This window comes from Campylobacter concisus (assembly GCF_002913765.1).
In the GTDB taxonomy this organism is placed as follows: domain Bacteria; phylum Campylobacterota; class Campylobacteria; order Campylobacterales; family Campylobacteraceae; genus Campylobacter_A; species Campylobacter_A concisus_BB.
This window is the reverse complement of sequence record NZ_PPCH01000014.1, coordinates 36,944-59,630: the sequence shown is the minus strand read 5'-3', so window position 1 is coordinate 59,630 and position 22,687 is coordinate 36,944. Positions and strand designations below refer to the sequence as shown.

Annotated in this window: 22 protein-coding genes, 1 tRNA gene and 2 pseudogenes; 17 read left to right on the top strand and 8 right to left on the bottom strand. The window is 40.7% G+C overall.

The window, feature by feature from the left end; translation table 11 throughout:
• Positions 1-9 precede the first annotated feature (9 nt).
• The 11 genes and pseudogenes from CYO89_RS04045 to CYO89_RS10555 all read left to right on the top strand — a co-directional run.
• Entirely contained in the window at positions 10-1,098 is a 1,089-nt protein-coding gene (locus CYO89_RS04045) for a nicotinate phosphoribosyltransferase (RefSeq protein ID WP_103597226.1), read from the top strand.
• An 8-nt stretch (positions 1,099-1,106) separates the two neighbouring features.
• Positions 1,107-1,604: a chemotaxis protein gene (locus CYO89_RS04040; RefSeq protein ID WP_103597225.1), complete on the top strand. Its 498-nt coding sequence runs from the start codon at positions 1,107-1,109 to the stop codon at positions 1,602-1,604.
• Between the two features lie 112 nt (positions 1,605-1,716).
• A complete protein-coding gene (locus CYO89_RS04035; RefSeq protein ID WP_430516208.1) occupies positions 1,717-2,532 on the top strand; it encodes a menaquinone biosynthesis family protein in 816 nt (271 codons plus the stop codon).
• The gene (gene fliQ, locus CYO89_RS04030; RefSeq protein WP_223154231.1) at positions 2,529-2,798 is read left to right on the top strand and encodes a flagellar biosynthesis protein FliQ; all 270 of its coding nucleotides are present in this window, start codon (positions 2,529-2,531) and stop codon (positions 2,796-2,798) included. The genes CYO89_RS04035 and fliQ overlap by 4 nt, the downstream gene beginning before the upstream one ends.
• Positions 2,795-3,592 carry a UDP-N-acetylmuramate dehydrogenase gene (locus CYO89_RS04025; protein ID WP_103597223.1) on the top strand — a complete coding sequence of 266 codons (798 nt, stop codon included), beginning with the start codon at positions 2,795-2,797 and terminating at the stop codon, positions 3,590-3,592. Before fliQ ends, CYO89_RS04025 begins: the two co-directional genes overlap by 4 nt.
• Positions 3,593-3,600: 8 nt before the next feature.
• On the top strand, positions 3,601-4,089 hold the full coding sequence (locus CYO89_RS04020; protein WP_103597222.1) for an addiction module antitoxin: 489 nt from the start codon (positions 3,601-3,603) through the stop codon (positions 4,087-4,089).
• A 62-nt stretch (positions 4,090-4,151) separates the two neighbouring features.
• Positions 4,152-5,249 carry a recombinase RecA gene (recA, locus tag CYO89_RS04015; protein ID WP_002940852.1) on the top strand — a complete coding sequence of 366 codons (1,098 nt, stop codon included), beginning with the start codon at positions 4,152-4,154 and terminating at the stop codon, positions 5,247-5,249.
• Complete coding sequence (eno, locus tag CYO89_RS04010; protein ID WP_002940828.1) at positions 5,249-6,499, top strand: phosphopyruvate hydratase; 1,251 nt, start codon at positions 5,249-5,251, stop codon at positions 6,497-6,499. The genes recA and eno overlap by 1 nt, the downstream gene beginning before the upstream one ends.
• Positions 6,500-6,603: 104 nt before the next feature.
• Positions 6,604-6,786 (top strand): hypothetical protein, encoded by a 183-nt coding sequence (locus tag CYO89_RS10655; RefSeq protein WP_178140078.1) that lies wholly within the window; start codon positions 6,604-6,606, stop codon positions 6,784-6,786.
• A gap of 5 nt (positions 6,787-6,791) precedes the next feature.
• The gene (locus CYO89_RS04000; RefSeq protein ID WP_103597221.1) at positions 6,792-7,652 is read left to right on the top strand and encodes an AMIN domain-containing protein; all 861 of its coding nucleotides are present in this window, start codon (positions 6,792-6,794) and stop codon (positions 7,650-7,652) included.
• 53 nt (positions 7,653-7,705) lie between these two features.
• A pseudogene (locus tag CYO89_RS10555) lies at positions 7,706-7,837 on the top strand (integrase); the annotation flags it as partial.
• A 514-nt stretch (positions 7,838-8,351) separates the two neighbouring features.
• Here the strand turns inward: CYO89_RS10555 and CYO89_RS03990 are convergent.
• The 4 genes from CYO89_RS03990 to CYO89_RS03975 form a co-directional block, all read right to left on the bottom strand.
• Positions 8,352-9,482 carry a glycerate kinase family protein gene (locus CYO89_RS03990; protein WP_103597220.1) on the bottom strand — a complete coding sequence of 377 codons (1,131 nt, stop codon included), beginning with the start codon at positions 9,480-9,482 and terminating at the stop codon, positions 8,352-8,354.
• Positions 9,479-10,873, bottom strand: a complete 1,395-nt coding sequence (locus tag CYO89_RS03985; RefSeq protein WP_103597219.1) for a GntP family permease — start codon at positions 10,871-10,873, stop codon at positions 9,479-9,481. The genes CYO89_RS03990 and CYO89_RS03985 overlap by 4 nt, the downstream gene beginning before the upstream one ends.
• A gap of 165 nt (positions 10,874-11,038) precedes the next feature.
• Positions 11,039-12,001, bottom strand: a complete 963-nt coding sequence (locus CYO89_RS03980; protein WP_103597218.1) for a phospholipase A — start codon at positions 11,999-12,001, stop codon at positions 11,039-11,041.
• Positions 11,994-12,557: an NTP transferase domain-containing protein gene (locus tag CYO89_RS03975; RefSeq protein WP_103597217.1), complete on the bottom strand. Its 564-nt coding sequence runs from the start codon at positions 12,555-12,557 to the stop codon at positions 11,994-11,996. Before CYO89_RS03975 ends, CYO89_RS03980 begins: the two co-directional genes overlap by 8 nt.
• A 214-nt stretch (positions 12,558-12,771) precedes the next feature.
• Between CYO89_RS03975 and CYO89_RS10550 the strand changes: the two genes are divergently transcribed.
• The gene (locus CYO89_RS10550; protein WP_258032523.1) at positions 12,772-12,927 is read left to right on the top strand and encodes a hypothetical protein; all 156 of its coding nucleotides are present in this window, start codon (positions 12,772-12,774) and stop codon (positions 12,925-12,927) included.
• Positions 12,928-13,392: 465 nt separating this feature from the next.
• On the opposite strand, the gene leuC is transcribed toward CYO89_RS10550, so the two are convergent.
• Entirely contained in the window at positions 13,393-14,658 is a 1,266-nt protein-coding gene (leuC, locus tag CYO89_RS03965) for a 3-isopropylmalate dehydratase large subunit (protein ID WP_012140464.1), read from the bottom strand.
• 392 nt (positions 14,659-15,050) lie between these two features.
• Between leuC and CYO89_RS10725 the strand changes: the two are divergent.
• The 4 genes and pseudogenes from CYO89_RS10725 to CYO89_RS03950 all read left to right on the top strand — a co-directional run.
• Positions 15,051-15,845 (top strand): annotated as a pseudogene (locus CYO89_RS10725) (cache domain-containing protein); the annotation flags it as partial.
• A gap of 84 nt (positions 15,846-15,929) precedes the next feature.
• Positions 15,930-17,027, top strand: coding sequence for a methyl-accepting chemotaxis protein (locus CYO89_RS10720; protein WP_430516207.1), 1,098 nt, complete (start codon positions 15,930-15,932; stop codon positions 17,025-17,027).
• 71 nt (positions 17,028-17,098) lie between these two features.
• Positions 17,099-18,421 (top strand): NFACT RNA binding domain-containing protein, encoded by a 1,323-nt coding sequence (locus CYO89_RS03955; protein WP_103597215.1) that lies wholly within the window; start codon positions 17,099-17,101, stop codon positions 18,419-18,421.
• A 2-nt stretch (positions 18,422-18,423) separates the two neighbouring features.
• Positions 18,424-18,765 (top strand): hypothetical protein, encoded by a 342-nt coding sequence (locus CYO89_RS03950; RefSeq protein WP_012140468.1) that lies wholly within the window; start codon positions 18,424-18,426, stop codon positions 18,763-18,765.
• Positions 18,766-18,883: 118 nt separating this feature from the next.
• Here the strand turns inward: CYO89_RS03950 and CYO89_RS10330 are convergent.
• Positions 18,884-18,981, bottom strand: a tRNA-Sec gene (locus tag CYO89_RS10330).
• Between the two features lie 75 nt (positions 18,982-19,056).
• Here CYO89_RS10330 and CYO89_RS03945 point away from each other — a divergent pair.
• A complete protein-coding gene (locus CYO89_RS03945; protein WP_103597214.1) occupies positions 19,057-19,632 on the top strand; it encodes a BON domain-containing protein in 576 nt (191 codons plus the stop codon).
• A 2-nt stretch (positions 19,633-19,634) separates the two neighbouring features.
• Here CYO89_RS03945 and CYO89_RS03940 read toward each other — a convergent pair whose 3' ends face one another.
• On the bottom strand, positions 19,635-22,085 hold the full coding sequence (locus tag CYO89_RS03940) for an efflux RND transporter permease subunit (protein WP_103597213.1): 2,451 nt from the start codon (positions 22,083-22,085) through the stop codon (positions 19,635-19,637).
• Positions 22,085-22,687, bottom strand: coding sequence for an ABC transporter substrate-binding protein (locus CYO89_RS03935; protein WP_012140471.1), 603 nt, complete (start codon positions 22,685-22,687; stop codon positions 22,085-22,087). The genes CYO89_RS03940 and CYO89_RS03935 overlap by 1 nt, the downstream gene beginning before the upstream one ends.

Here is a 22,687-nt window from a genome sequence, read left to right as displayed (position 1 = left end):
AGGACAGACATGAACGAACTTGAGCTAAAGATGCAAGGCAAGATAGATAGGCTAACAGATAAGACTTTTAGGCTAGATCCTAGGATCGGCGAGGGCTATTTCACGGCGAAATATTTTCTAAAAGTAAATGAGATAATTAAGCAAAACCTGCCTGATCAGCACGTGACGATGCAGTTTTTCCAAAGGCGTGATGACATCGTGCTTTGCGGTATCGACGAGGTTTTAGCTATCATCAATAAATTTGCCAAAAACCCAAGCGAGCTTGAAATTTACGCGCTTGATGATGGCGATATCATAAACGCAAATGAGCCAGTTTTAAAGATAAGCGGCAAGTATGAAAATTTCGGCTTTTTAGAAAACGTGATCGACGCGACGCTCACTAGAAGAAGCTGCGTGGCGACAAACTCCAGAGACGTGATAAAAGCAGCAAATGGCAAGGACGTCTTTAGCATGGCAGACAGACAAGACGACATATGCACGCAGCCAGGCGACGGCTATGCTTCATTTATCGGCGGTATAAAAAAGGTCGCCACAGACGCTCAGGGCGAGCTTACAGGGCTAAAAGGCGGTGGCACCATGCCTCACGCACTCATTCAAATGTGCGGCGGAGACGTGGTGAAGGCTTGCCAAATTTATGCTAAAACCTTTGAAAACGAGCAGATCACAGCACTAGTTGATTACAACAACGACGTGATAACAGACGCTTTAAAGGCTGCAAATGCCCTAAAAGAGAGGCTTGGCGCGGTTAGGGTTGATACTAGTAAAAATTTGATAGATAGGTATTTTGAAGGCAAAGATACGAGTAAATTTGACCCGCACGGCGTTTGCAAGGAGCTTATATTTGCCCTAAGAGAGGCGCTTGATAAAGCTGGCTTTAAGCACGTTAAGATCGTCGTTAGCTCAGGTTTTAATCCGCAAAAAATGAGCGAATTTGAGAAATTTAACACCCCAGTTGATATTTACGGCGTGGGAAGCTATCTTGTTAAAAATGACATTTGTGGCTTTACAGGCGATCTAGTCGAGCTAAACGGCAAAAGCGAGGCTAAATTTGGCAGAAAAAATTTCGCTTCAGATAGGCTAAAAAGAGTGAAATTTTAGGAGAGAGGATGAAATTTATAAAAATTTTAACGATTCTGTCGCTTTTGCTAACCGCTAGCACCGCCGCAAACTACGCTAACGCCTTTGAAAAGGTTGGTATCCTTGAGGACGGCGTTTACCGCTTTAGGCAAAATGGCGCAGGGCTCAAAAAAGACCTGCTCGTAAAGGTGATCTCGGTGCAAAACTTAGAGAGCTCACGCAAAAAGATCATCTCCATGCTAAATATCCCTAAAAAGTCTAAAATAAATGACTTTAAATCAAGCGATGCAGGCGTGATTGTCTGGCCATTTTACGAGTTTGAGGGCAAATTTATAACGACAATAATCGTTGAAAATATAAAAAAAGAAGATAGCGATCAAAAACTACTTAAGATGCTTGAACTTAAGCATCCGTTTTACTCAACGCTCCAAGCGCGAAGAAAGGGCGCTAAAGACGCCATAGACGTGAAATACGTGCTAAATTTCAAAGAGGCAAAGCTGGTAAAATCGTTTCAAAATCGCCCTTAAAACTTTATTTTAAATAAATTTCATTAAAATGGCGTAATCAAAAAAAGGATCATCTTTGCACAATCTAAAAACTATAAACGTCGCTCACTCGCCGGACGCTGATGATATTTTTATGTATGCCGCGGTCAAATTTGGCTGGATTAGCAGTAAAAATTTAGCCTTTACATCAAAGGCGCTTGATATAGAAACACTAAACGAAGAGGCGCTAAAAGGTACTTATGAGGCAACGGCGATCAGCTTTGCGCTCTATCCTAAAATTTGCGATGAATTTGCACTTTTACGCTGTGCGGTGAGCTTTGGCAACGGATATGGTCCAAAGCTTATCAAGCTAAAAGATAAGCAGCTAAAGCGAAATTTCAAGGTCGCTCTCTCTGGCAAAAACACGACAAATGCTCTACTATTTCGCATAGCCTACCCAGAGGCAAGGATCGTTTATAAAAATTTCTTAGAGATCGAAAATGCCGTGCTTAGCGGTGAGGTCGATGCTGGCGTGCTAATACATGAAAGTATCTTAAATTTCTCAGACCAGCTCTGCGTGGAGCGTGAGATCTGGGACATCTGGAGCGAGCTAAATGGCGAAAATTTACCGCTTCCACTTGGTGGCATGGCACTTAGACGAAGTCTGCCCATAACCGACGCGATCGAGTGCGAGAGAGTGCTTAGCGAGGCCGTTAGGATCGCCACTTCGCACAAGCCATTTTTATCTCACATGCTAATGGAGCGAAACCTCATCAGAGTTGGCAAAGAGGAGCTTAAAACGTATCTAAATTTATACGCAAATGACGAGTCAATAAGCATGAACGAAACGCAGCTAAAAGCGCTAAATAAGCTATATCAAATAGGCTATGACAAAGGCTTTTTTGAAAAAGCTATCGACGTAAACGACTACCTCATCCCAACTGAATACAACGAAGCAAGGTTTAGCTGATGCAAAGCACGCTTGTCTCACTTGGAGTTGAAACCTTTAAGATCGCCCTTTATATCAGCCTTCCGATGCTGCTAAGCGGACTAATAGCTGGTCTTATCATCTCCATCTTTCAAGCGACCACGCAGATAAACGAAACCACGCTAAGCTTCGTGCCAAAAATTTTGCTAGTCGTCGTTGTCATCATATTTTTGATGCCTTGGATGATCTCGATGATGGTTGAATTTACCACTCGTATGCTTGATTTTATACCGGAATTTATCCAGTGACGAGGCTTGTTGATTTTTCTAAATTTACCTCGGTTAGGATAGGCGGCGTGCATGAAATTTTCGAGGTTGATAGCCTTGAAGATCTAAGCTCACCTCACTTTTTAGGCGCTGTGATGATAGGCGGGGGCAACAACCTTCTTATCTCGCCAAATCCCCCAAAAATGGCGATACTTGGCAAGAGCTTCGACTATATAAATTTAGAACGCTTAGGCGATAAAATTTGCCTTGAAATAGGTGCTGCGACAAAATCAGCTAAAATTTATAACTTCTGCAAACAAAATAACATCGCGAACCTTGAGTTTTTAAAAAATATCCCAGGCACGCTTGGCGGACTTATAAAAATGAACGCTGGACTGCTTAAATTTAGCATAAGTGACAACCTCACACACGTGCGTCTGGCTCGTGGCTGGGTGAGCAAAGATGAGATAAACTTTAGCTACCGACACAGTGGCATAGATGAGGCTATTTTGGGGGCTAAATTTAAGCTTTCTAGTGGCTTTGATGCGAGCATATCTGATGCTATAAGCGCAAAAAGGGCAAATCAGCCAAAGGGAGCTAGCTTTGGCAGCTGCTTTGTAAATCCAGAAGGGCACTTTGCAGGGGCATTGCTAGAGGCAGTTGGACTAAAGGGGTACGCTACCGGCGGAGCGAAATTTAGCGAAGAGCACGCAAATTTTTTGATAAATTTTAACCACGCAAGCTTTGAAGACGCCACTAGCCTTATAAATTTGGCTAGAGCTAGAGTTTTAGAGAAATTTGGCGTAGAGCTTAAGACTGAAGTTTGCATTTTATAAGGATGATGATGAGTGAGTTTTTGAGCGAAGTTTTTACCCTTTCACTTTTGTTTATAGCTATCGGATTTTACGCCATTTATAGGGCTAAAAAGGCGCAAAGCGAGCATGAGAAAAATGTGGCTAGTTATGATAAAAACTTGCTAAATTTTGCCAAAATTTTAGGCGTAAAAGATCACATTGACCTAGTTAAATTTGATGAAATTTTGGCTGAGGCCTTAAAAGAAAAATTAATTTTTAAATTTAATAAATCTACCACTCAAGAGGAATTTCTCTCTTTTATAAAAGATGAAAATTTCAAAACCAAACCCCAAATTTCGCAAAATCATATCAATGAAGCTTTTTTAAACCTTTGCGCAAGCTCGCTTGTGGAGCCATTTAAGCTAGCGATACTAAAAAACGAAGATCAAATTTATGGATTTTTGTTTGAAAAAGAGCAGCTTTTTGCTCTTATTGATAGCGCTGCGCTGCTTGGCGAAAATATTATAATTTGCGAGTAAATCAAGTAAAATTCATCTCTTTTTAGATAAAATCAAGCCAAATTTCAACTATAAGGTAAAAAATGGCAAAAGAAAAAGATAGTGACAAAAAGATAGCTATCCCAGAGAGCGAAGCGGACAAGAAAAAGGCGCTTGAGCTTGCGCTAAAGCAGATCGATAAAGCTTTTGGCAAAGGCACGCTTTTAAGACTTGGCGACAAAGAGGTTGAGGCTATCGAGTCGATACCGACTGGCTCGCTAGGGCTTGATCTGGCTCTTGGCATAGGCGGCGTTCCAAAAGGCAGGATCATCGAGATCTACGGACCAGAGAGCTCTGGTAAGACCACGCTCACACTTCACATCATCGCTGAAGCGCAAAAAGCTGGCGGAATTTGTGCATTTGTCGATGCAGAGCACGCACTAGACGTAAAATACGCCTCAAATTTAGGTGTAAATACCGACAACCTTTACGTCTCTCAGCCAGACTTTGGCGAGCAGGCACTTGAGATCGTTGAGACGCTTGCAAGAAGTGGTGCGATCGATCTTATCGTAGTTGATAGCGTCGCAGCTCTTACTCCAAAGAGCGAGATAGACGGCGATATGGGCGATCAGCACGTTGGCTTGCAAGCAAGGCTTATGAGTCAGGCGCTTAGAAAGCTAACTGGAATTTTAAGCAAGATGAAGACGACTGTTATCTTCATTAACCAAATTCGTATGAAGATCGGTATGATGGGATATGGCACGCCAGAGACCACGACTGGCGGTAATGCGCTTAAATTTTACTCATCTGTAAGAATAGACGTTAGAAAGATAGCCACACTTAAACAAAATGACGAGCCTATCGGCAACCGCACAAAGGCAAAAGTGGTTAAAAACAAGGTAGCGCCTCCATTTAAAGTGGCTGAATTTGACATCATGTTTGGCGAGGGTGTGAGTAAAGAGGGCGAGATCATCGACTATGGCGTAAAGCTCGACATCATCGACAAATCAGGCGCGTGGTTTAGCTACAAGGCTGAAAAACTAGGTCAAGGCAGAGAAAATGCCAAAGCCTACCTAAAAGAGCACCCAGAAATTTCTGATGAGATAGTAGCGGCGATCAAAGGCTCAATGGGTATAGATCACCTAATAAGCAGCGGCGCAAAAGACGAAGACGACGACACAAACGAAGCAGGAGATGAATAATGGTATTTATTGAAGATGTAGAAGCTCACGAGGTTTTAGACAGCAGAGGCAACCCAACAGTTCGTGCGACAGTTAGACTAAGCGACGGAACCGAGGCAAGCGCGATCGTACCAAGCGGCGCAAGCACTGGCAAGCGTGAGGCACTAGAGCTTCGCGACAAAGACGAGAGATACGCTGGCAAAGGCGTTTTAAAGGCTGTTTCAAACGTAAATGAAAAGATCGCAGAAGCAGTGATAGGCCTTGATGCTTACAATCAAAAAGCAGTCGATGCGGAGATGCTCGAGCTTGATGGCACGCACAACTACTCAAATTTAGGCGCAAACGCAGTCCTTGGCGTATCTATGGCGGTAGCTCGCGCAGCTGCAAAGAGTCTAAATATCCCGCTTTATCGCTACCTTGGCGGTGCAAATGCTAGCATATTACCAGTGCCGATGTTTAACATCATAAATGGCGGCGCACACGCAAACAATAGCGTTGATTTTCAAGAATTTATGATCATGCCATTTGGCTTTAGCACATTTAGCGAGGCACTAAGAGCTGCAACTGAAATTTACCACAAGCTAAAATCTATCCTAAACGCAGCTGGCCACAGCACAGCTGTCGGTGACGAGGGCGGTTTTGCTCCAAATTTAAAAGACAACGAAGAGCCACTAAAGCTTATCTCTCAGGCTGTAAAAGAGGCTGGATATGAGCTAGGCAGCCAGATAAAACTTGCCCTTGACGTCGCTTCAAGTGAGCTTTATAAAGACGGCAAATACGAGCTTGAGGGCAAGAAATTTAGCAGTGACGAGCTCATTAGCTACTATGAAAAACTTTGCGAAAAATATCCGATATTCTCTATCGAAGATGGCCTTAGCGAGGATGACTGGAGCGGCTGGGCTGAGCTTACAAAAAGGCTTGGCAGCAAGGTGCAGCTAGTTGGCGACGACCTTTTTGTCACAAATGAGAAAATTTTACGCGAAGGCATCGAGAAAAATATCGCAAATGCGATTCTCATCAAGCCAAATCAAATAGGCTCAGTCACGCAAACTATGCAAACTGTCCGCCTTGCTCAAAGAAACGGCTACCGCTGCATAATGAGCCACAGAAGCGGCGAGAGCGAAGATGCGTTTATCGCTGACTTTGCGGTCGCACTAAACACTGGCGAGATAAAGACAGGTGCAACTTCAAGAAGCGAGCGCAACGCGAAATACAACCGCTTGCTCGAGATCGAGCTTGAGGCGGGTGAGTTTTTAGGGGATAATATTTGAGCGAAATTTTAGATGAATATGGCAAAGAAGATGGCATATTTCATAAAATCATAAAATTTGTTCGGCCGACATTACGCTACGTCATAGCCACCATTTGCGTGGCTATGTTTGCCTTTTACGTGGGCAACATGATGTTTGGCAAACGCTCACTTGACGTGATGCTAAGCCTTCAGAGCAAAAAAGAGAGGCTTAGCGAAGACGTGGAAATTTTAAAAAAGATGAATGCACGTCTGCAAAAAGACTATTTTGAACTACAAGGCCTTGAGCCAGACTCTAATAAAAAGTAGGAACGATGAAGAAAATTTGGTTAGTTTTATCTATCTTGACTGCGAGCTTATGCGCCAGAGAAAACCCATTTATGCCTATTAGCGAGCTAAACACAAGTGTTATGACGACAAACGTCGTCGAAAAATATGACAGCTTCAACTCGCTCTCGTTTAAATTTCCAAGCGATGCTATGCTACTACTTGATGTCACCATAAGATACAGAGCAAATGACGGCAGCATAAAAGAAAAAAGACTAACTGATATAAACAAAACTATCGACTGGAACGATGAATTTGCCATAAGCAAGATGAAAAATCCTGAACCAGTCGCAGCTAAAAAGTTAGACGTTTCTGTCACGATGGCGGAGGTGCCAGCTCAAAAGGTTAGCACGCCAGTGATAATAGAAAAAAATGAGACTAAAATTTCAAACAAAGATAGAAATAAAACCTCAGACGTACCAACTCCAAACGTCGTGGTGATCGACCTTGGCACAAAAAAAGCAAAAGAGCCAGCTAAGCCTGAGCAAAAGGTAGTCGAAGTAAAGATCGAGCCAGCCTCAAAGCCTATTCAAGAGATAAAAAGCAGCGAAAAAGAGATTAAATTCTTAGGATTTGTGAGCTTTTTAACACATGAAAAAGAGCTAAATATCGTCACAAAAGCTAAAAATTTAAAGCACTTTGCTTACGAGAAAAACAAGATCGTGCTTGACTTTGCAAAACCTCCAAGAAGCTTTAAAACTAGAAATTTAAAGCTTGAAAACGAGACATTTAAAAACGTCATAATCGGCTGGCATGATAAGTATTTCAGAGTGGTTTTAGAGCTTGACAAGATGCATAAATATAAGCTTGAAACCGCTGAAAATGGATATGTGCTTAAGCTTTTATAGTTTTTGATATTTGTAATTTAAGCCTGCTATTTTAAATTTCTCTTGGTTGCAACCAAAAAAGGCTTAAACTAGCTCAAGAAGCTTTTAGGCACACTAGCTTAAATACCTCGTGAATTTACACGCACTTTGATAGTGACAAGCTAAAACTAGCCACAAAAGTGGCTGAGGATCTGGCGAATGAGTAAATTTAAATTAAAAATTTATTCATTAATAGCGAGAAAAATGCAAATTTATCATTTTACCACCGCAAAGCAAGCTACCAAAGGACTTTGCCTTGCTAAAAATGCTAAAAAATAAACTCGGCACACTTGATGAGAAAAGGCTTGATGAGCTGGCATAAAAGTTAGCGATCTTAAATTTAAAATCGCTTGTCCTTATCCTTCTTTTGGGCGAGAAACTTTATCCTTGCCACTTGGCATAAATCGCTTTATAAAAATGGGCAAATTTGGCAAGCAAATTTTACTCTGCTCGCCAAATTTATATCAAACTAGCCTATCTTTCTTATCTTTGCAGAGAACGTTTGCCCAGCGCAAGTACCAACCAACCAGTCATTTAGGCTAAATTCGCCATTTCTTCTAAGGGGTTTTATTTTTGCAAAATGTATTAAATTTTGAGAATTTTTGTAGCACTTTGTGAGTAAAATTTGAAGTTAAATTTAGGGAGAAAAAGATAGAAATTTAGCTTCTATCTTTTTTAAATTTATGCTTTGCGGTTTAGCATATAAAGGCGGATGACTTGTTCAGCAGTCATCTTTAAATTTCTAATGGCATTATCTTTTCGCATAGCTTCTTCAAGGCTCATTGGCTCATTTAGTATGCAAAAATAGGCATCAATGCCGTGTTTATGGCAGTCTTTGGCGCACCTTTGCACGCTTCCAGCAAGTGCGATGACTGGCTTATGATGCCTCTTAGCTAGCTTTGCCACGCCTGTTGGGGTCTTGCCCATGGTGCTTTGAAAGTCCATGCGGCCCTCACCAGTGATGACAAGATCAGCCTTTTTGATCTCATCTTCAAGTGCGATTGTCTGCGTGATGATCTCGATACCAGGCTTAAGCTTTGCGCCCAAAAATGCCACAAAAGCAAAGCCAAGTCCGCCAGCTGCTCCAGCGCCCTTTTGCGTGTGAAATTTGGTGCCATTTTTCTCTTTTACAAGGCTTGCAAAGTGCTTTAGCCCGTCATCTAGCTGCTTTACCATGCGGCCATTTGCACCCTTTTGTGGGGCATAGACGTAGGCTGCGCCCTTTTGTCCGTAAAGTGGGTTATCCACGTCACAGGCGATTAAAAATTCGCACTCCTTTAGCTCTTTTAGTGCCTCATCGTCTGAAAACTCACAAATTTGAGCTAGATCCTCGCCTTTGCCATCAAGCAAAGCACCATTTTTATCATAAAATTTAAATCCAAGAGCGCTTAGCATACCTATGCCAGCGTCATTTGTCGCACTTCCGCCGATGCCTATGATAAATTTCCTAGCTCCCTTACTAATGGCATCTTTTATCATCTGACCAAAACCAAATGTGCTAGTTTTCATAGGATTTCTCTCATCAGGATTTATGAGAGTAAGTCCTGAAGCGCTTGACATCTCAAGTATGGCGAGGTCGTATTTTAGGGCATATCTAGCTAAAATTTCAGTCCCAAGCGGGTTTTTGACGATGGTATCTATAAATTTCGCATCAAGCGCGTCAGCCATAGCCTCCACGCTGCCCTCGCCGCCGTCAGCCACTGGCTTTACGACGACGTCGCAAAACTCTTCAAGGGCTTCTTTTATAGCAAGGCCCGCCTCAAGTGAGCTTAGCGAGCCTTTTAATGAATCTATCGCAACCAAAATTCTCATAAAAGCACCAAAGATAGTATATAAACGCTGATCATTCCAACAATACCCATGATAAATGTCATCGCTGTTTGTGTGCGGTAACCTTGATCTGCGGTCATTTTACTAAAGTTTGTCACGACCCAGAAGTAGCTGTCGTTTGCGTGAGATACACACATCGCACCTGATGCTATCGCCATGACACAAAGTGCCGCTGAAATTTCGCTCGTAAAGCCAAGTGTGTGCATGAGCGAGTTGTCAGCGCTAAATGCGCCCATGATAGAGGCTGTCGTGATGATAGCCACAGTCGAGCTTCCTTGAGCGGTTTTTAGCACGGCTGAGATGATGAATGGGAAGAAAATTCCTATCGCTTTTATAGTTGAGGCATTTTCTTTTATGAAATTTACAAAGCCAGCCTCAGTGATGACGTTGCCCAAAACGCCGCCAGCTGCGGTGATAAAGAGTATAGGACCTGCGATCTTTAATGATTCGTTTGTTATATGGTCAAATTCTCTCATCTTTTTAGTTTCAGCTAGTAAAAATACGCAAAAGATCACGCCGATAGCTAGAGCTATGATAGGGTTACCTAAAAATAAAAATATCTTTGGCAAGAGCGCAGCTTTATCAAGCATGCTTTGCTTTGCCAAAACGTCGATCACAGAGCCAACCGCCATGAAGATGATAGGCATGATGATAGGTGCGATGCTTAAAAATCCGCTAGGCAATTTGCCAAATTTATTTAAAAGCTCCTCGTAGCTAGCTGTGATAGTAGCGTCAGCCTCTTTGTCGCTGATAGTTACGCTTTTAGCGATGCTTTTTGAAAAGAAATAAACAGCTACCAAAACCGGCACCGAAACTACTGTACCCATAATGATGACAAGAAGTAAATTCCCTCCAAGGCCAAGTGTGCCAGCAGCAGCTATCGGGCCAGGAGTAGGCGGTATGAAGACGTGAGAAGCGTATAGACCGCCACTAAGAGCTACTGACATCGCGACTGGGCTTGCTGCGATCTTTTTATAAAGTGCTTCGCGGATAGAGTTTAAGACGACAAAACCGCTATCGCAAAATACTGGTATGCCAACAACCCAGCCCATTATAAGCATGGCAAGCTCAGGGCGTCTTTGTCCGACTAGCTTTACGACCATGTCCGCTAGCTTTAGCGCGGCTCCTGTTTTTTCAAGCACTGTACCGATGATCGTTCCAAAGATGATGACGATGCCGATGCTCTTAAATGTGCCACTAAAACCAACGCCTATCATCGCTGGGATCTTGGATAGATCGATACCTGCGACTATTGCTAGCACTAAAGATATACTCATAAGTGCCAAAAATGGATGCACCTTGAACTTTGAGATCATAAGGATCATAAGGATGATTGCTATAACAAAACAGACAATCAAAGCTATACCGCTCATGAAAACTCCTTTATTGTGAGATTTTGCTAGTGATTTTAGCAAAATTTGCTTATATTTTTTCTAATATTTTTAAGTTTTTCTATTAGTTAAATTTTTTTCGTTATTTATCTAAAATTTACTTCATCTGCCCAAATTTAGCCACTTTATAAGATTAAATTTTTAAGGCTATTTTAAAATAACAAAGCCAAGACCAACCTTGTCAGTGTGCCTATCATAGTCAATCAAACTCTCGCCATATCCTGTAAAATACTGCAAATAGCCATAAACGCCACTTGAAAATATCGGAAACATATATGAAATTTCAGCTGCACCTTTATTTGTTTTATCAAAATGTAAGTTATTTCTTAGCATTAGGCTAAAAATTTGGTCATTTAGCTTGTAACTAAGCCTTAGATCTCCGTGTCCGATGTAGTTTAAAATTTCTTTATTGTCGTTCTTTTCGCCGATCACGCTCCAAACTCTTGGTGAAATGGTGAAATCTCCATAGACGAGATCGCCCTGCACGTAGGCTCTGTTCCAGCTTCTTGAGTTGCTGCCATCTCGTCCGTTTGACTCATGCAAGAGTCCAAATTTTAGGTTTTTCACGCCTATTTGCTCTAGGTATTTTGGAGAGGCGAAATTTAAGAAAATTTCAGGCTGATAGTTTGTCTCTCGAAATGGAGCTGAAGTTTTTGTTATCTGCCACCAAGAGGTTTGCGTATATGCCGCCACAAGGCTCTCTCTAAGACCAAAAACGTCGTAAAATAGCGGCTTTGCTAGGCTTATTTGAAACTTCGTCTCAACGCTCTTTCGCCCATCATCTGGGACAGTTTTAGCGTAAGTTACTGGCAAAAGGTAGTTAAATTTATAAAGCTCGATGCCAAGTGCATTTTGTAAATTTTTATCGCTTTTATCTCTTAAAAGATCAGCCTGCTTTAGCTTCGCATCACTTGGTGCTGGCTCGCTTGCTTGCGCATTTTGCACCGCTTCTTGCTCACCTAAAGAGCTTTTGGCTAGCTCTTTATAAATTTGCATTGCACCCTTTATATCGCCACTTTGCTCAAGCTCTTGCGCCCTTTTAAAGTCATCCGTCCTGCCTGCCATCAAAAATGTAAGGCCTAGGCTTAAAAGCAATGTAAATTTACTCATTTTTCATCTTTTCATTTGCTATTTTGTACTCGTCTGGGAAATTTACGTTAAAAAACTGCTCTTTATCCTCAAAATTTACTATCTTGCACTTGCAGTTTTTTCGCAAAAGTCCGATTTTATGCTCATTTTTTTGGTAAAGCTCATGTGCAAGTGGGGCTAAACTTGGGCTAAAAAAGCCACAAAGCGAGTGGATATGCTCATCATCACCTGCCACAACCATCTCAAATTCATCTTTAAATTTAGCCAGCTCGCCAAGACTTACAAGATCAAAAAATGGCATATCAGCTGGGATGATAAAGACGCTATGATCAAAGCTTTTTAGCACGCAGTAGAGCGCTAACATCGGCGAATAATCCTCACTACTCTCATCTTTTATGAGCTTTAGTGGCGGGTTAAATTTCTCAAATTTAGAGCTTACAAAAACCTCACCAAAGACTTTGCTAAATTTAGCAACCTGATAGTGTGTGAGCGTTTCAAATCCCCCAAATGGTAGCAAGGTCTTATCCTGACCCATGCGTGAGCTCTTTCCACCTGCTAAAATGACGCAAGTTTGCATCTTTTATCCTTTTAAATTTCAAAAATTACAAAAGTATAACCAAATTTTCTAACTCATCTTGTTTTAAATTTATTATCACTTAATAAAAGCTTTGCCTTAAATTTGTAAAAAAGCATTTTGCTAAAGCAAGGGTTGCTTTCTAGCAGATAAAATAATTTTTACCTCGCTAATCATAAAACTAGAAAATAACAAGCTTGCTTTTAAAGGAGATCACGTGAGTGAAAGAAATTTACAAATTTTAGGTTGGATAGGTACGTGTTTATCGGTTGTTATGTACTTTTCATATATCCCACAAATAATGGGCAACCTTGATGGCAACAAAACGCCTTTTATCCAGCCACTAGCGGCTGCGATAAACTGCACGATCTAGACAAGTTACGGCTTGCTAAAAGCTAAAAAAGACTATCCACTTTCTGCTGCAAACTTCCCAGGCATAATCTTTGGACTTTTGGCAACTATAACAGCGTTTTAATGCGCTAAAAACCGGTAAATTTGCAAAAATAGCTGGATTTGTCGGTTAAATTTATTTTATACAAACTCTTCAAATTTCTTTGATATTTCACAAATAAAATTAGATGCTAAATAAAAAATAGTCAAATTTTGTCAAAACGTAAGGCAAAGTATCGTGAGATGAGTTTAAAATTTTTAGAAATTTCCTCTCAATATTAATGTAAGAATATGTCGATTACTAGGTCGAATTTTATTTTAAAATTTAGCGGCAAGATTTTAAGATAGATTTGGATGTTGTGACGAAATTTTCACACAAGATAAAACAACGTAGTTTATCGAAGTGTGAAAATTTCTAACTCATTCAAAGATACTTAAAAGCTAACGCCTATAAGTCCCTTGGATCGGCGATTTTACCAGCTATCGCTGAAGCCGCCACAACAGCCGAGTTAGCTAGATAAATTTCACTCGTTCTATCGCCCATACGGCCGACGAAATTTCTATTTGTCGTTGAGATACAGCGTTCATTTGCACCCAAAATTCCCATATATCCGCCAAGACAAGCACCACATGTTGGGTTGCTCACAACTGCGCCAGCTTCTATGAAAATGTCGATTAGCCCCTCTTTTTCAGCAGCTCTTGCGATCTTTTGCGTCGCTGGAGTGATGATGAGCCTTGTTTTGCGAGCTACTTTTTTGCCTTTTAGGATCTGCGCTGCTATGCGAAGGTCGCTTAGACGGCCATTTGTGCATGAGCCGATAAATGCCTGATCGATAGCTAGATCGTCGCGAACCGCCTGCCTTACGCTCTTGCCGTTGCTTGGCAAAAATGGATATGCGATGACTGGATCAAGGTTTGTGACATCTATCTCTAAAATTTTGTCGTATTTTGCGCCCTCGTCTGAGTAGAAAAATTTTGGCTTATCGCGTAAATTTTTATCTTTTAAAAACTCTTTTGTTATCTCATCAACCGCGATGATACCGCTCTTTGCGCCAGCTTCGATCGCCATATTGCACATTGAAAATCTATCATCCATGCTAAGGCCATCTATCACCTCGCCGCTAAACTCAAGCGCCTTGTAAAGTGCGCCATCAACGCCTATTTGACGGATGATCTCAAGGATGAGATCCTTGCCATAGACGTGTTTATCAAGTTTGCCTTTAAAGACGACTTTGATGCTCTCAGGCACTTTAAACCAGTTTTTGCCAGTGATCATCGCGTAAGCTAGGTCGGTGCTGCCCATGCCGGTGCTAAACGCCCCAAGAGCGCCGTGCGTACAGGTGTGGCTGTCTGCGCCGATGATGACGTCGCCTGGGATGACTAGCCCTTTTTCAGGCAAAATCGCGTGCTCGATGCCCATATCTTTTTCGTCAAAATAGTTTTTAAGGTCGTGTTTGTAGGCAAATTCGCGTGAAATTTTGGCTTGATTTGCGCTTAGGATGTCCTTTGTCGGGATGTAGTGGTCCATCACGATGGCAAAGCCGTCTGGGTTAGCTAGCTTTTTTGCGCCACTTCGCTCAAACTGCTTGATCGAGATAGGCGTCGTGATGTCGTTACCTATGATCATATCGATCTTGCTCTCGATGATCTCTCCTGCGCTTACCTCTTTGCCAACGTGATCTGAAAATATTTTCTCGGTGATAGTTTGTTTCATAAATTTCCTTTAAATTTTGGGGCGATTTTAACGAAATTTGTATAAAAAGATATTTAGCCAGCGCTTTACGTCACCATAAATTTGACAAAAAATTTATGCTAAAAATTTGGACAGATAAGATTTGCAAGATAGCATTTTCTTTTTATATATTTTAAAATTATAATTTAAGCAACTAAAATAAATTCAATGTCAAATTTAGCCTTAAATTTCATTATAAGTCCCTAAAATACTCTATTTATTACTTTGGATAATTAAATTAATAAAATTTAGCAAAATTTATCATAACAAGCGTTTTTTAGCTACTTTTTGCTATTTTTTCTTAAAAATAAAAATTAAGAGATATTATTTAACTTTTATTATAAAATACGCCGAAAATTTTAAAAGGATTTAAGATGAAAAAACTCTTTTCTAGCTTGTCTAACAAGATAGCCTTTTTGCTGACAGCTTGGATGCTAATAGGCATAGGCATATTTTTTAGCATAAACTACTCAAATTCCAAGTCGGAAAAAATTCAGTCGTACAACAACGTGCGAAAAACAGGGCTTAAATCGACGATGTACTTTGTCGATGAGTTTTTAAAGTCAAGACTTCACATGGTGCAAAACTTTGCAAAAGAGCTTGAGGATAAAAAGCTCTATACCAGCAGGGACGACATAGCTGAGGCACTAAAGGGTGCGCTTATCATTTCGCCATTTGACGCGCTATTTGTGGGATATGCAGATAACGGCAATGTCATCAAGACTGATCTTTTGAAAAATAACCAGCCATTTTTGATACCAAATTTTGATGGTCGCACAAGGGCTTGGTTTCAGGGTGCTAGCAGCAGTGGCAAGCCTGGATTTTCAGAGCCATACGTAGATGTCACGACAAAGAATTTAACCATCACAGCCTACGCTCCTATTTTTAATGACAAACACCAGCTAGTAGCGGTAATTGGCGCAAATATCTTCTTAAACGGCCTTAGCGAAGAGCTTTTAGAGATAAAAACAACTAAAACCTCAAACATCATGATCGCCGATGATAACGGCAAAGTGATAGTTCATCCTGATATAAATTTAGTATCAAAAGAAGATGAAACCTACAAAAACCTCATCAAAGAAAATATGAAAAACAGCATAGAAGGTGACAAGGTTTCGCTATTTTTCTATAACGGCATGAGAAACGTCATCTACTGCCAAAAACAAAAGCTAACAGGCTGGAACGTCTGTATAGTGGCTGACGCTGATGAGTTTGTGGCTGAAATAAAAAGCGCTTCAAATAAGCAAATTTTGATGTTTAGTCTGTTTTTGATCTCAGTCATCATCGCCATCATCGTGGTCGTTAGATACTTCTTAAGGCCAGTTTTAACGATACAAAACGGGCTAATCGAAGTCTTTAAATTTATAAACAACAAAACTTCAAATGTCGATCCTATCAAGCTAAAAAGTAGCGACGAGCTAGGCGTTATGGCTAGTATCATCAACGAAAACATCGAGACCACAAAAGAAAATTTAAATAACGAGCGCGAGTTTTTAGCCAAAACGCAAGAATTTGTAAGCAAGATAAAAGGTGGCGACTTTAGAGCGACGCTTGAAGCGACGACAAATAGCCAAGCTCTGTTAAAGCTAAAAGAGGCATTTGGCGATCTACGTGACTCACTAAAGACAAATATCGCTTCAAATGAGCACGATATCTTGAAAGCGCTAGAAATTTACTTTAAAAATGACTTTACCGCTAGGATAAACGACGAAGGCGTCATCGCAAAAGGCATCGACGCACTTGGCGACAAGATCGCGCAGATGCTAAAAAATAATGAAGATGTCGCAAAACTGCTAGAAGACCGCGCAAAGGCGCTAAAAGGCTACATGCAAGAGCTAACGACTAAAGCAAACAAGAGTGCCACATCGCTCTCTGAGGGTGCGGCTGCGGTTGAGCAAATGAGCGCATCTATGAGGCAGGTAAATGCAAGATCTGATGATGTCAAAAGGCAGTCTGAGGAGATAAAAAATATCATCACCATCATCCACGACATCGCCGATCAGACAAATTTACTAGCCCTTAACGCTGCCATTGAAGCAGCACGTGCAGGCGAGCATGGCAGAGGCTTTGCGGTGGTGGCCGATGAGGTTAGAAATTTAGCCGAGCGCACTCAAAAAAGCCTTGGTGAGATCGAGGCAAATGCAAATATCCTAACTCAAAACATCGACGATATGAGTGCAGCGATAAATGAGCAAACCATAGCGATCGCCCAGATAAACACGCTAGTTGCCGACATCGACAACCTAACAAAAGAAAATCTTGAAGTGGCAAACCAAACAAACAAAGCCACAAACGAGGTCGATGAGATAGCTGATCAGATCGTAAAAGAGGTCGCTAAAAACAAATTTTAACTTTTGTCCTAGCAAGCCAGCTAGGACTCTTTGTTAAAACATTTTTGCTACATTTCTGATATAATCCCCGCATGAAGTACGCACATTTAGTTCAAATAGCAAGTTATCTATCGAAATTTAAAAAGATAAGCCAGGCAAAGCGCGTAAGCGACATGGCTATACTTATCGAATTTAGCGGCGAAAAGATCATTTTTGACCTAAACAAGTCAAACTCAGCGATCTATAAAGATGATGAGCTAAAAGAGGCGAAAATTTATCAAGCGCCCTTTGATAATGTCCTAAAAAAACGCTTTAACGCCTCACATATAAAAAGCGTCGAGTGTCTAAAAGACAATAGAATTTTAAAATTTACCTGCACGCAAAGTGGTTCATATAAAAGTGAAAATTTCATCCTTTATCTTGAATTTACTGGCCGCTTTACAAACGCCGTGATAACTGATGAAAATGACGTGATCATCGAGGCACTAAGGCATATCGACAATAGCTACCGCAAGATAGAAACTGGCGAGGTTTTAAAAGAGCTGCCAGCCATCGCTATAAAAGAAAAGCCGTGCGAGCCGATAACTGACTTTGAGGCATTTTTTAAAAGTGAAGCAGCCAGGATAAATGAGGCTAGGATAGCTAGCTTGAAAGAAGCAAAGCTTGCTAGCGTGCAAAAAAAGATAGATAGCATGAGTGAAATTTTAAACTCGCTTGAAGATAAAGATGAGCTTATGAAAAAGAGCGAGGAGTTTGCAAACTACGGCACGCTCTTGCTTGCAAATTTGGCAAATTTTAAAGGCTATGAGAGAGAAATTTGCCTGAAAGATTTTGACGGCAACGAGATAAAACTAACTCTTAGCGATACACCCAAAAATAGCGCAAATGAATTTTACTCAAGATCAAAAAAACTTCGCGCAAAAGCCCTTGGTGTGGAGATAGAAAAGAGAAATTTAAGTGAAAAGATCGAGTTTTTAGAGGGGCTAAAGTCGCTTTTAAAAGAGGCAAAAAGTGCTTACGAGCTTGAAATTTTAAGCCCAAAAAACAAGGCAAAACAAAGAGAGAGACAGATAAAAGATGTGAGCGAAAATGCTGAAATTTTCTATATTAGAGAGTTTAAAATTTTAGTTGGCAGAAATGAAAAAGGCAATATAAATTTGCTCGATCTTGCTAAAAAAGACGACATCTGGCTTCATCTAAAAGACGCCCCAAGCGCTCACGTCATCATAAAAACGAACAAGAGCAAAGTGCCAGAGGACGTGCTAGAAATGGCTGCTAAATTTTGCGTGGAATTTAGCGTAAAAGGGGCTGGCAGATACGAGGTGGACTACACCAAACGTGAAAATTTAAGGCGCGAAAATGGCGCAAACGTCACTTACACAAACTACAAAACGATCATCATAAATAAAGGCTAAAAATGGCGGTAACACCTTTAGGAAACAGCAACTTCATCAACCAAAACGCCCCAGTCGTCTCGCAGGTGCATGCAAACCAGCAAGCACGCTTTGACATGCAAGCGCTAATGGCATCTGAGCTAGCCACCCAGCAAAATGAGGAGATCAAAGAGGTGCGTCCAATGGAGGAGTCATACAAAATAGACCCTGAAAAAGAGCACGAGCGTCAAAAAAGCGAAGAAGAGGCGAGCGAGTTTGAGAACGAAGAGCAAAACGCAAAAACTAAAGATGAAGAGGTCTTTGAAGACGAGCTTGATAGCGAAGAAGAGAGCGAAGAACCGCACGTTTTGGATATAAAAATTTAAAATTTAAATTTAAGATGGTTGTTTAAATCACACCATTATTTTTAAAATTTACTAGCTAGCTACGCCTAAAATCATAAAAACAAATCATTTAAAAAGTAGAAATTAAAAGAAGTAAAAGTGGCGAGAGGATGAGAGAATCGAACTCCCCACCAGACGGTCAACCGCCCAGTCATCGGGTTTGAAGCCCGTGAGCATCACCAGATTACTTTATCCTCCGTGTGCGTTATTTTAGCAGATTTAGATAAATTTTAGCCCATTTTCTATAAACTTTTTGAAATTACAAAAGGATTTATGATTTCTAAATTTAGCGTTTTTGCATTTTTGGTCTTATTTTTTTGCTCTTGCTCCTCAGTCCTCACCCCAGCAACAGCGCCGCTAAATGTATATGACGCATACTCCATTTCTCGTGATAAACGCGGTATCTACTCGATCTCACGTGATAAATTTATCCAAAGCAAGCTACAAAGCAAAATTTTGTTTTCAAAAGGACTTAGTAACATCGACATCGAGATAGAGGTCTTTTACGGCGATGCCTATCTTATAGGGCTTGTTGATAGCAAAGAGCTTGAAAGTAAGCTAGTTGAGCTTGCCAAAAGCACGGACGGAGTGCGAAAAATTTACACCTATCTTAGGGTAAAAAAGAGCGAGTATCCGTGCGATAGCCTAAGCATTCTTGCAAATTTAAAGCAAAATCTCTTCAAAGATAGCGTCGTTGAGGGCACAAATGTGCGTGTTAGCATCGTTGGCTGTGACGTTGTTTTTAGCGGTGTAGTAGATAGCATCGAGCAAGAAAAGCACGCCATTTGGTACGCTAAGCACATTGATGGCGTGGCGGACGTCTATTCGTTTATCAAAGTTATCAAATAAATTTATACCTCGCGCTTTTTCACAAAACTTGCTATCAAACTTGGCAAGATGATGAGCGCACCAAGCAGCATAAAGACCATAACAAGATCAGTTAGCAAGCCAAAATAAATAGTCGGTATAAAGTTGCTCGTTATCATCACGCTAAATCCAAGAAAAATGGTAAATGAGGTGTAATACATCGCATATCCGATGCTAGCGTGTGCAGCCTTGATGCTCTCAAAAACGTCCTTTGTAAGCAGCTCCTCTTTAAAGCGGTGGATGTAGTGGATGATATCATCAACGCCGATACCTATACTAATGGCCGCTATCGTAATGCTCATCACATCAAGCGGTATGCCAAAAAATCCCATCACGCCAAAGAGCGTGCAAAGCGGGATCAAATTTGAAACTATCGCGATGGTTGCTAGCTTGATACTTCTAAAAACAAAGCAAAATATGACAAAAAGTATCGCGACCGTTAGTCCAAATGTATCAACCTGCGAGCTAAGTAAATTTTGAAGCATATTGTTATAAAGCACCATCATACCGACAACTTCGATGCTTACGTTGTCATTTTTAGTAAGCTCTAAAAGCCCTTCTCTAAGCTCTTTTAGAAATAAATTTCGTCTAAGTTTTGGATCACTATCAACGATCCTTAAGCTAAATCTAAGCTCGTCGTTTTCGACGCTCACGTAAGGACTTAACAAGATCTTTTTATACTCAAGTGGTAGTTTTTCATACATCGCAGCTAGCAAAAAATCATCACTAACGCCGTTATTTAGCTCTTTTATCGCCTTTATAAGCGTTGCAAGAGAGCTTACGTTGCCTACAAAATTTTGCTCTTTTAGATAGTCATGAACCTTTTCTGCAACTCTTGTGTGGTAGCTGTTAAACCAGTATTTTGCGCTCTTTGCGTCGTTTTCAAACTCACTTTCAAAGTCATCTTTCTCATCACTTTTTTCTTGTTTTGGCTCACTCTCTTTAAATTTCACTATCACATCAACTGGGATCGTGCCACCAAGCTTTGTGTCTATGACCTGCATGCCTTGGCGGATCTGCGTGCTCTCTTTAAAGTAGCCAATGAAGCTGTTTTCGACCTTTATCTTACTGATGCCATAAACGCCAAAGCAGACAACAAGCACGCAAACTGCGTAGATGATCTTTCTTGAGTTTAGCGCCAAATTTGCGCAGTATTTTGTAAATTTAAAGCTATTTTCAAATGTCCTAACAGGAGCAAGCTTCTTTAAATTTACATTTACCGAGCCAAATAGCAAAAATGCAAGCACAAGTGAAACGCTGATACCTGCACTCATCATAATGCCAAGCATGATAACTGGCTTTATATCGGCACTCATTAGTGAGCTAAAGCCAATAACAGTTGTAAATATCGCCCAAAAAGATGGAGAAAATTTGTCACGAAGTGTCAAATAGATGAGCTGATTTTGGCTGTATTTTGGATGCCTTGCGTAAAATTCCCTGTAGCTTACGACTAGGTGGATGACAGTTGAAATGGTGATAATTAGCTGAAGTGCGATGTAGTTTGAGCTAATGACCGTCACCTCCCAGCCAAACATACCAAAAATCCCAGTCGTAAAAATGGCACTTACCGCGCAGATAAACATCGGCAAGACGATCCATCTAACCTGCCTGAAAAATAGCCACAAACTAAAGCTAAGAAGCGCTAAAACGCTTAGGCCGTAAACCAAAAGATCGCTCTTTATAAAGCCTATCATATCATCAGCGATCATATTTGCGCCACCCAAAAACAGCTCGTCATTTGCGTTAAATTTAGCGATGGCTGCCTTTATGGCTTCAAGGTTTTTGTGATCGCTCTTTCTAAGCTCATCTCGGTAGGCTTTAAACTCCGCTAAAAGCGCTTTAAATTTCTCTTTTTCAGCCTGCGTGATAGTGCCGTTTGACTCTTTTTGGCTAAGTAAATTTCGCTCATTTAAAAGCTCGTTAAATTTCTCATCTTGCTTTAAATTTAGTGCGATCGCTGTGGTTTTTAGATCTTTGCTTATCAAATTTCCGCTATAAATGAGGCTTTTTGCAAACTCAAGCTTTGCTTTTGAGATATTTATATCTTTATCACTTAGCGTTGGCGTGTGATCCAAGATGCCTGTCACGCCACCTTTTACGCTATTTAAAAGTGGCACGTTTAAGATAGAGATGACGCTGCTAACCATATCGTTTTTGGCTAACTCATCGCTTAAATTTTTAATAAGCTCTAAATTTTTAGGTGAAAAAAGATCATCTTTTGGGGTGAAAGCGACCACTAAAAGCCCTGGCGAGTCGTAGCGCTTTGCTATCTGCCTATAAGCTTTTAGATCTGGGTCATGCTCAAGCAGCAAGGTCTCAGCCGAAGCATCGATGCTAAGCTTTGTGCTAAGGTAGCCAAAAACTACGCTTAGAACTAGCACAAGCGAGATAACAAGCTTGTTTTTGGCAATGATAAATTTAAAAATTTGTCGCATTAAGGATTAGTTTTGTTTTGATCAGGCAAAACCGCTTCGTTTAGTTTTTGTAAAAGCGTATTAAAATCGCCATTGTTTAGCACGTCGCCAAACTGACTTCTATAAGTTTGAATGATGCTCACACCAACGATATCAAGGTCATAAATGAGCCAGCCACGCTCTTTTGCATCGTAAAATTTATAGATAAATTCATAGTTTTTGCCGTCATTTAGAAGCTCTGATGTGAGCCAGTATCTATTTTTCTGAGGCTCACTCTCTCCAGTGATGTGTATCTGTTGGTCTTTGTAGCCTAAAAGTTTGTCGATATATGAGCTTTTTAGCTTTTGCTCAAATGCAGCGTCAAATTTAGCTTGCTCGTCAGCACTTAGGCTGTTGTAGCGTTTGCCAAGGCTAATCTTTGCCATCTGTTTATAGTCAAATAGTGGATCAAGCAGAGCAAAAATTTCTTTTGTCTTTGCTTTATCATCTAAATTTGCATTTTTTAAAACCTCGATCACTTTAACAGTTTTTGCCTCTATATCAGGCTTTATCTGCTCTTTTGAGAGAGCAAAAAGGCTAGTTGCTAAAAGTAAAATCGCCGCTATAATTTTAAAAATTTTCAT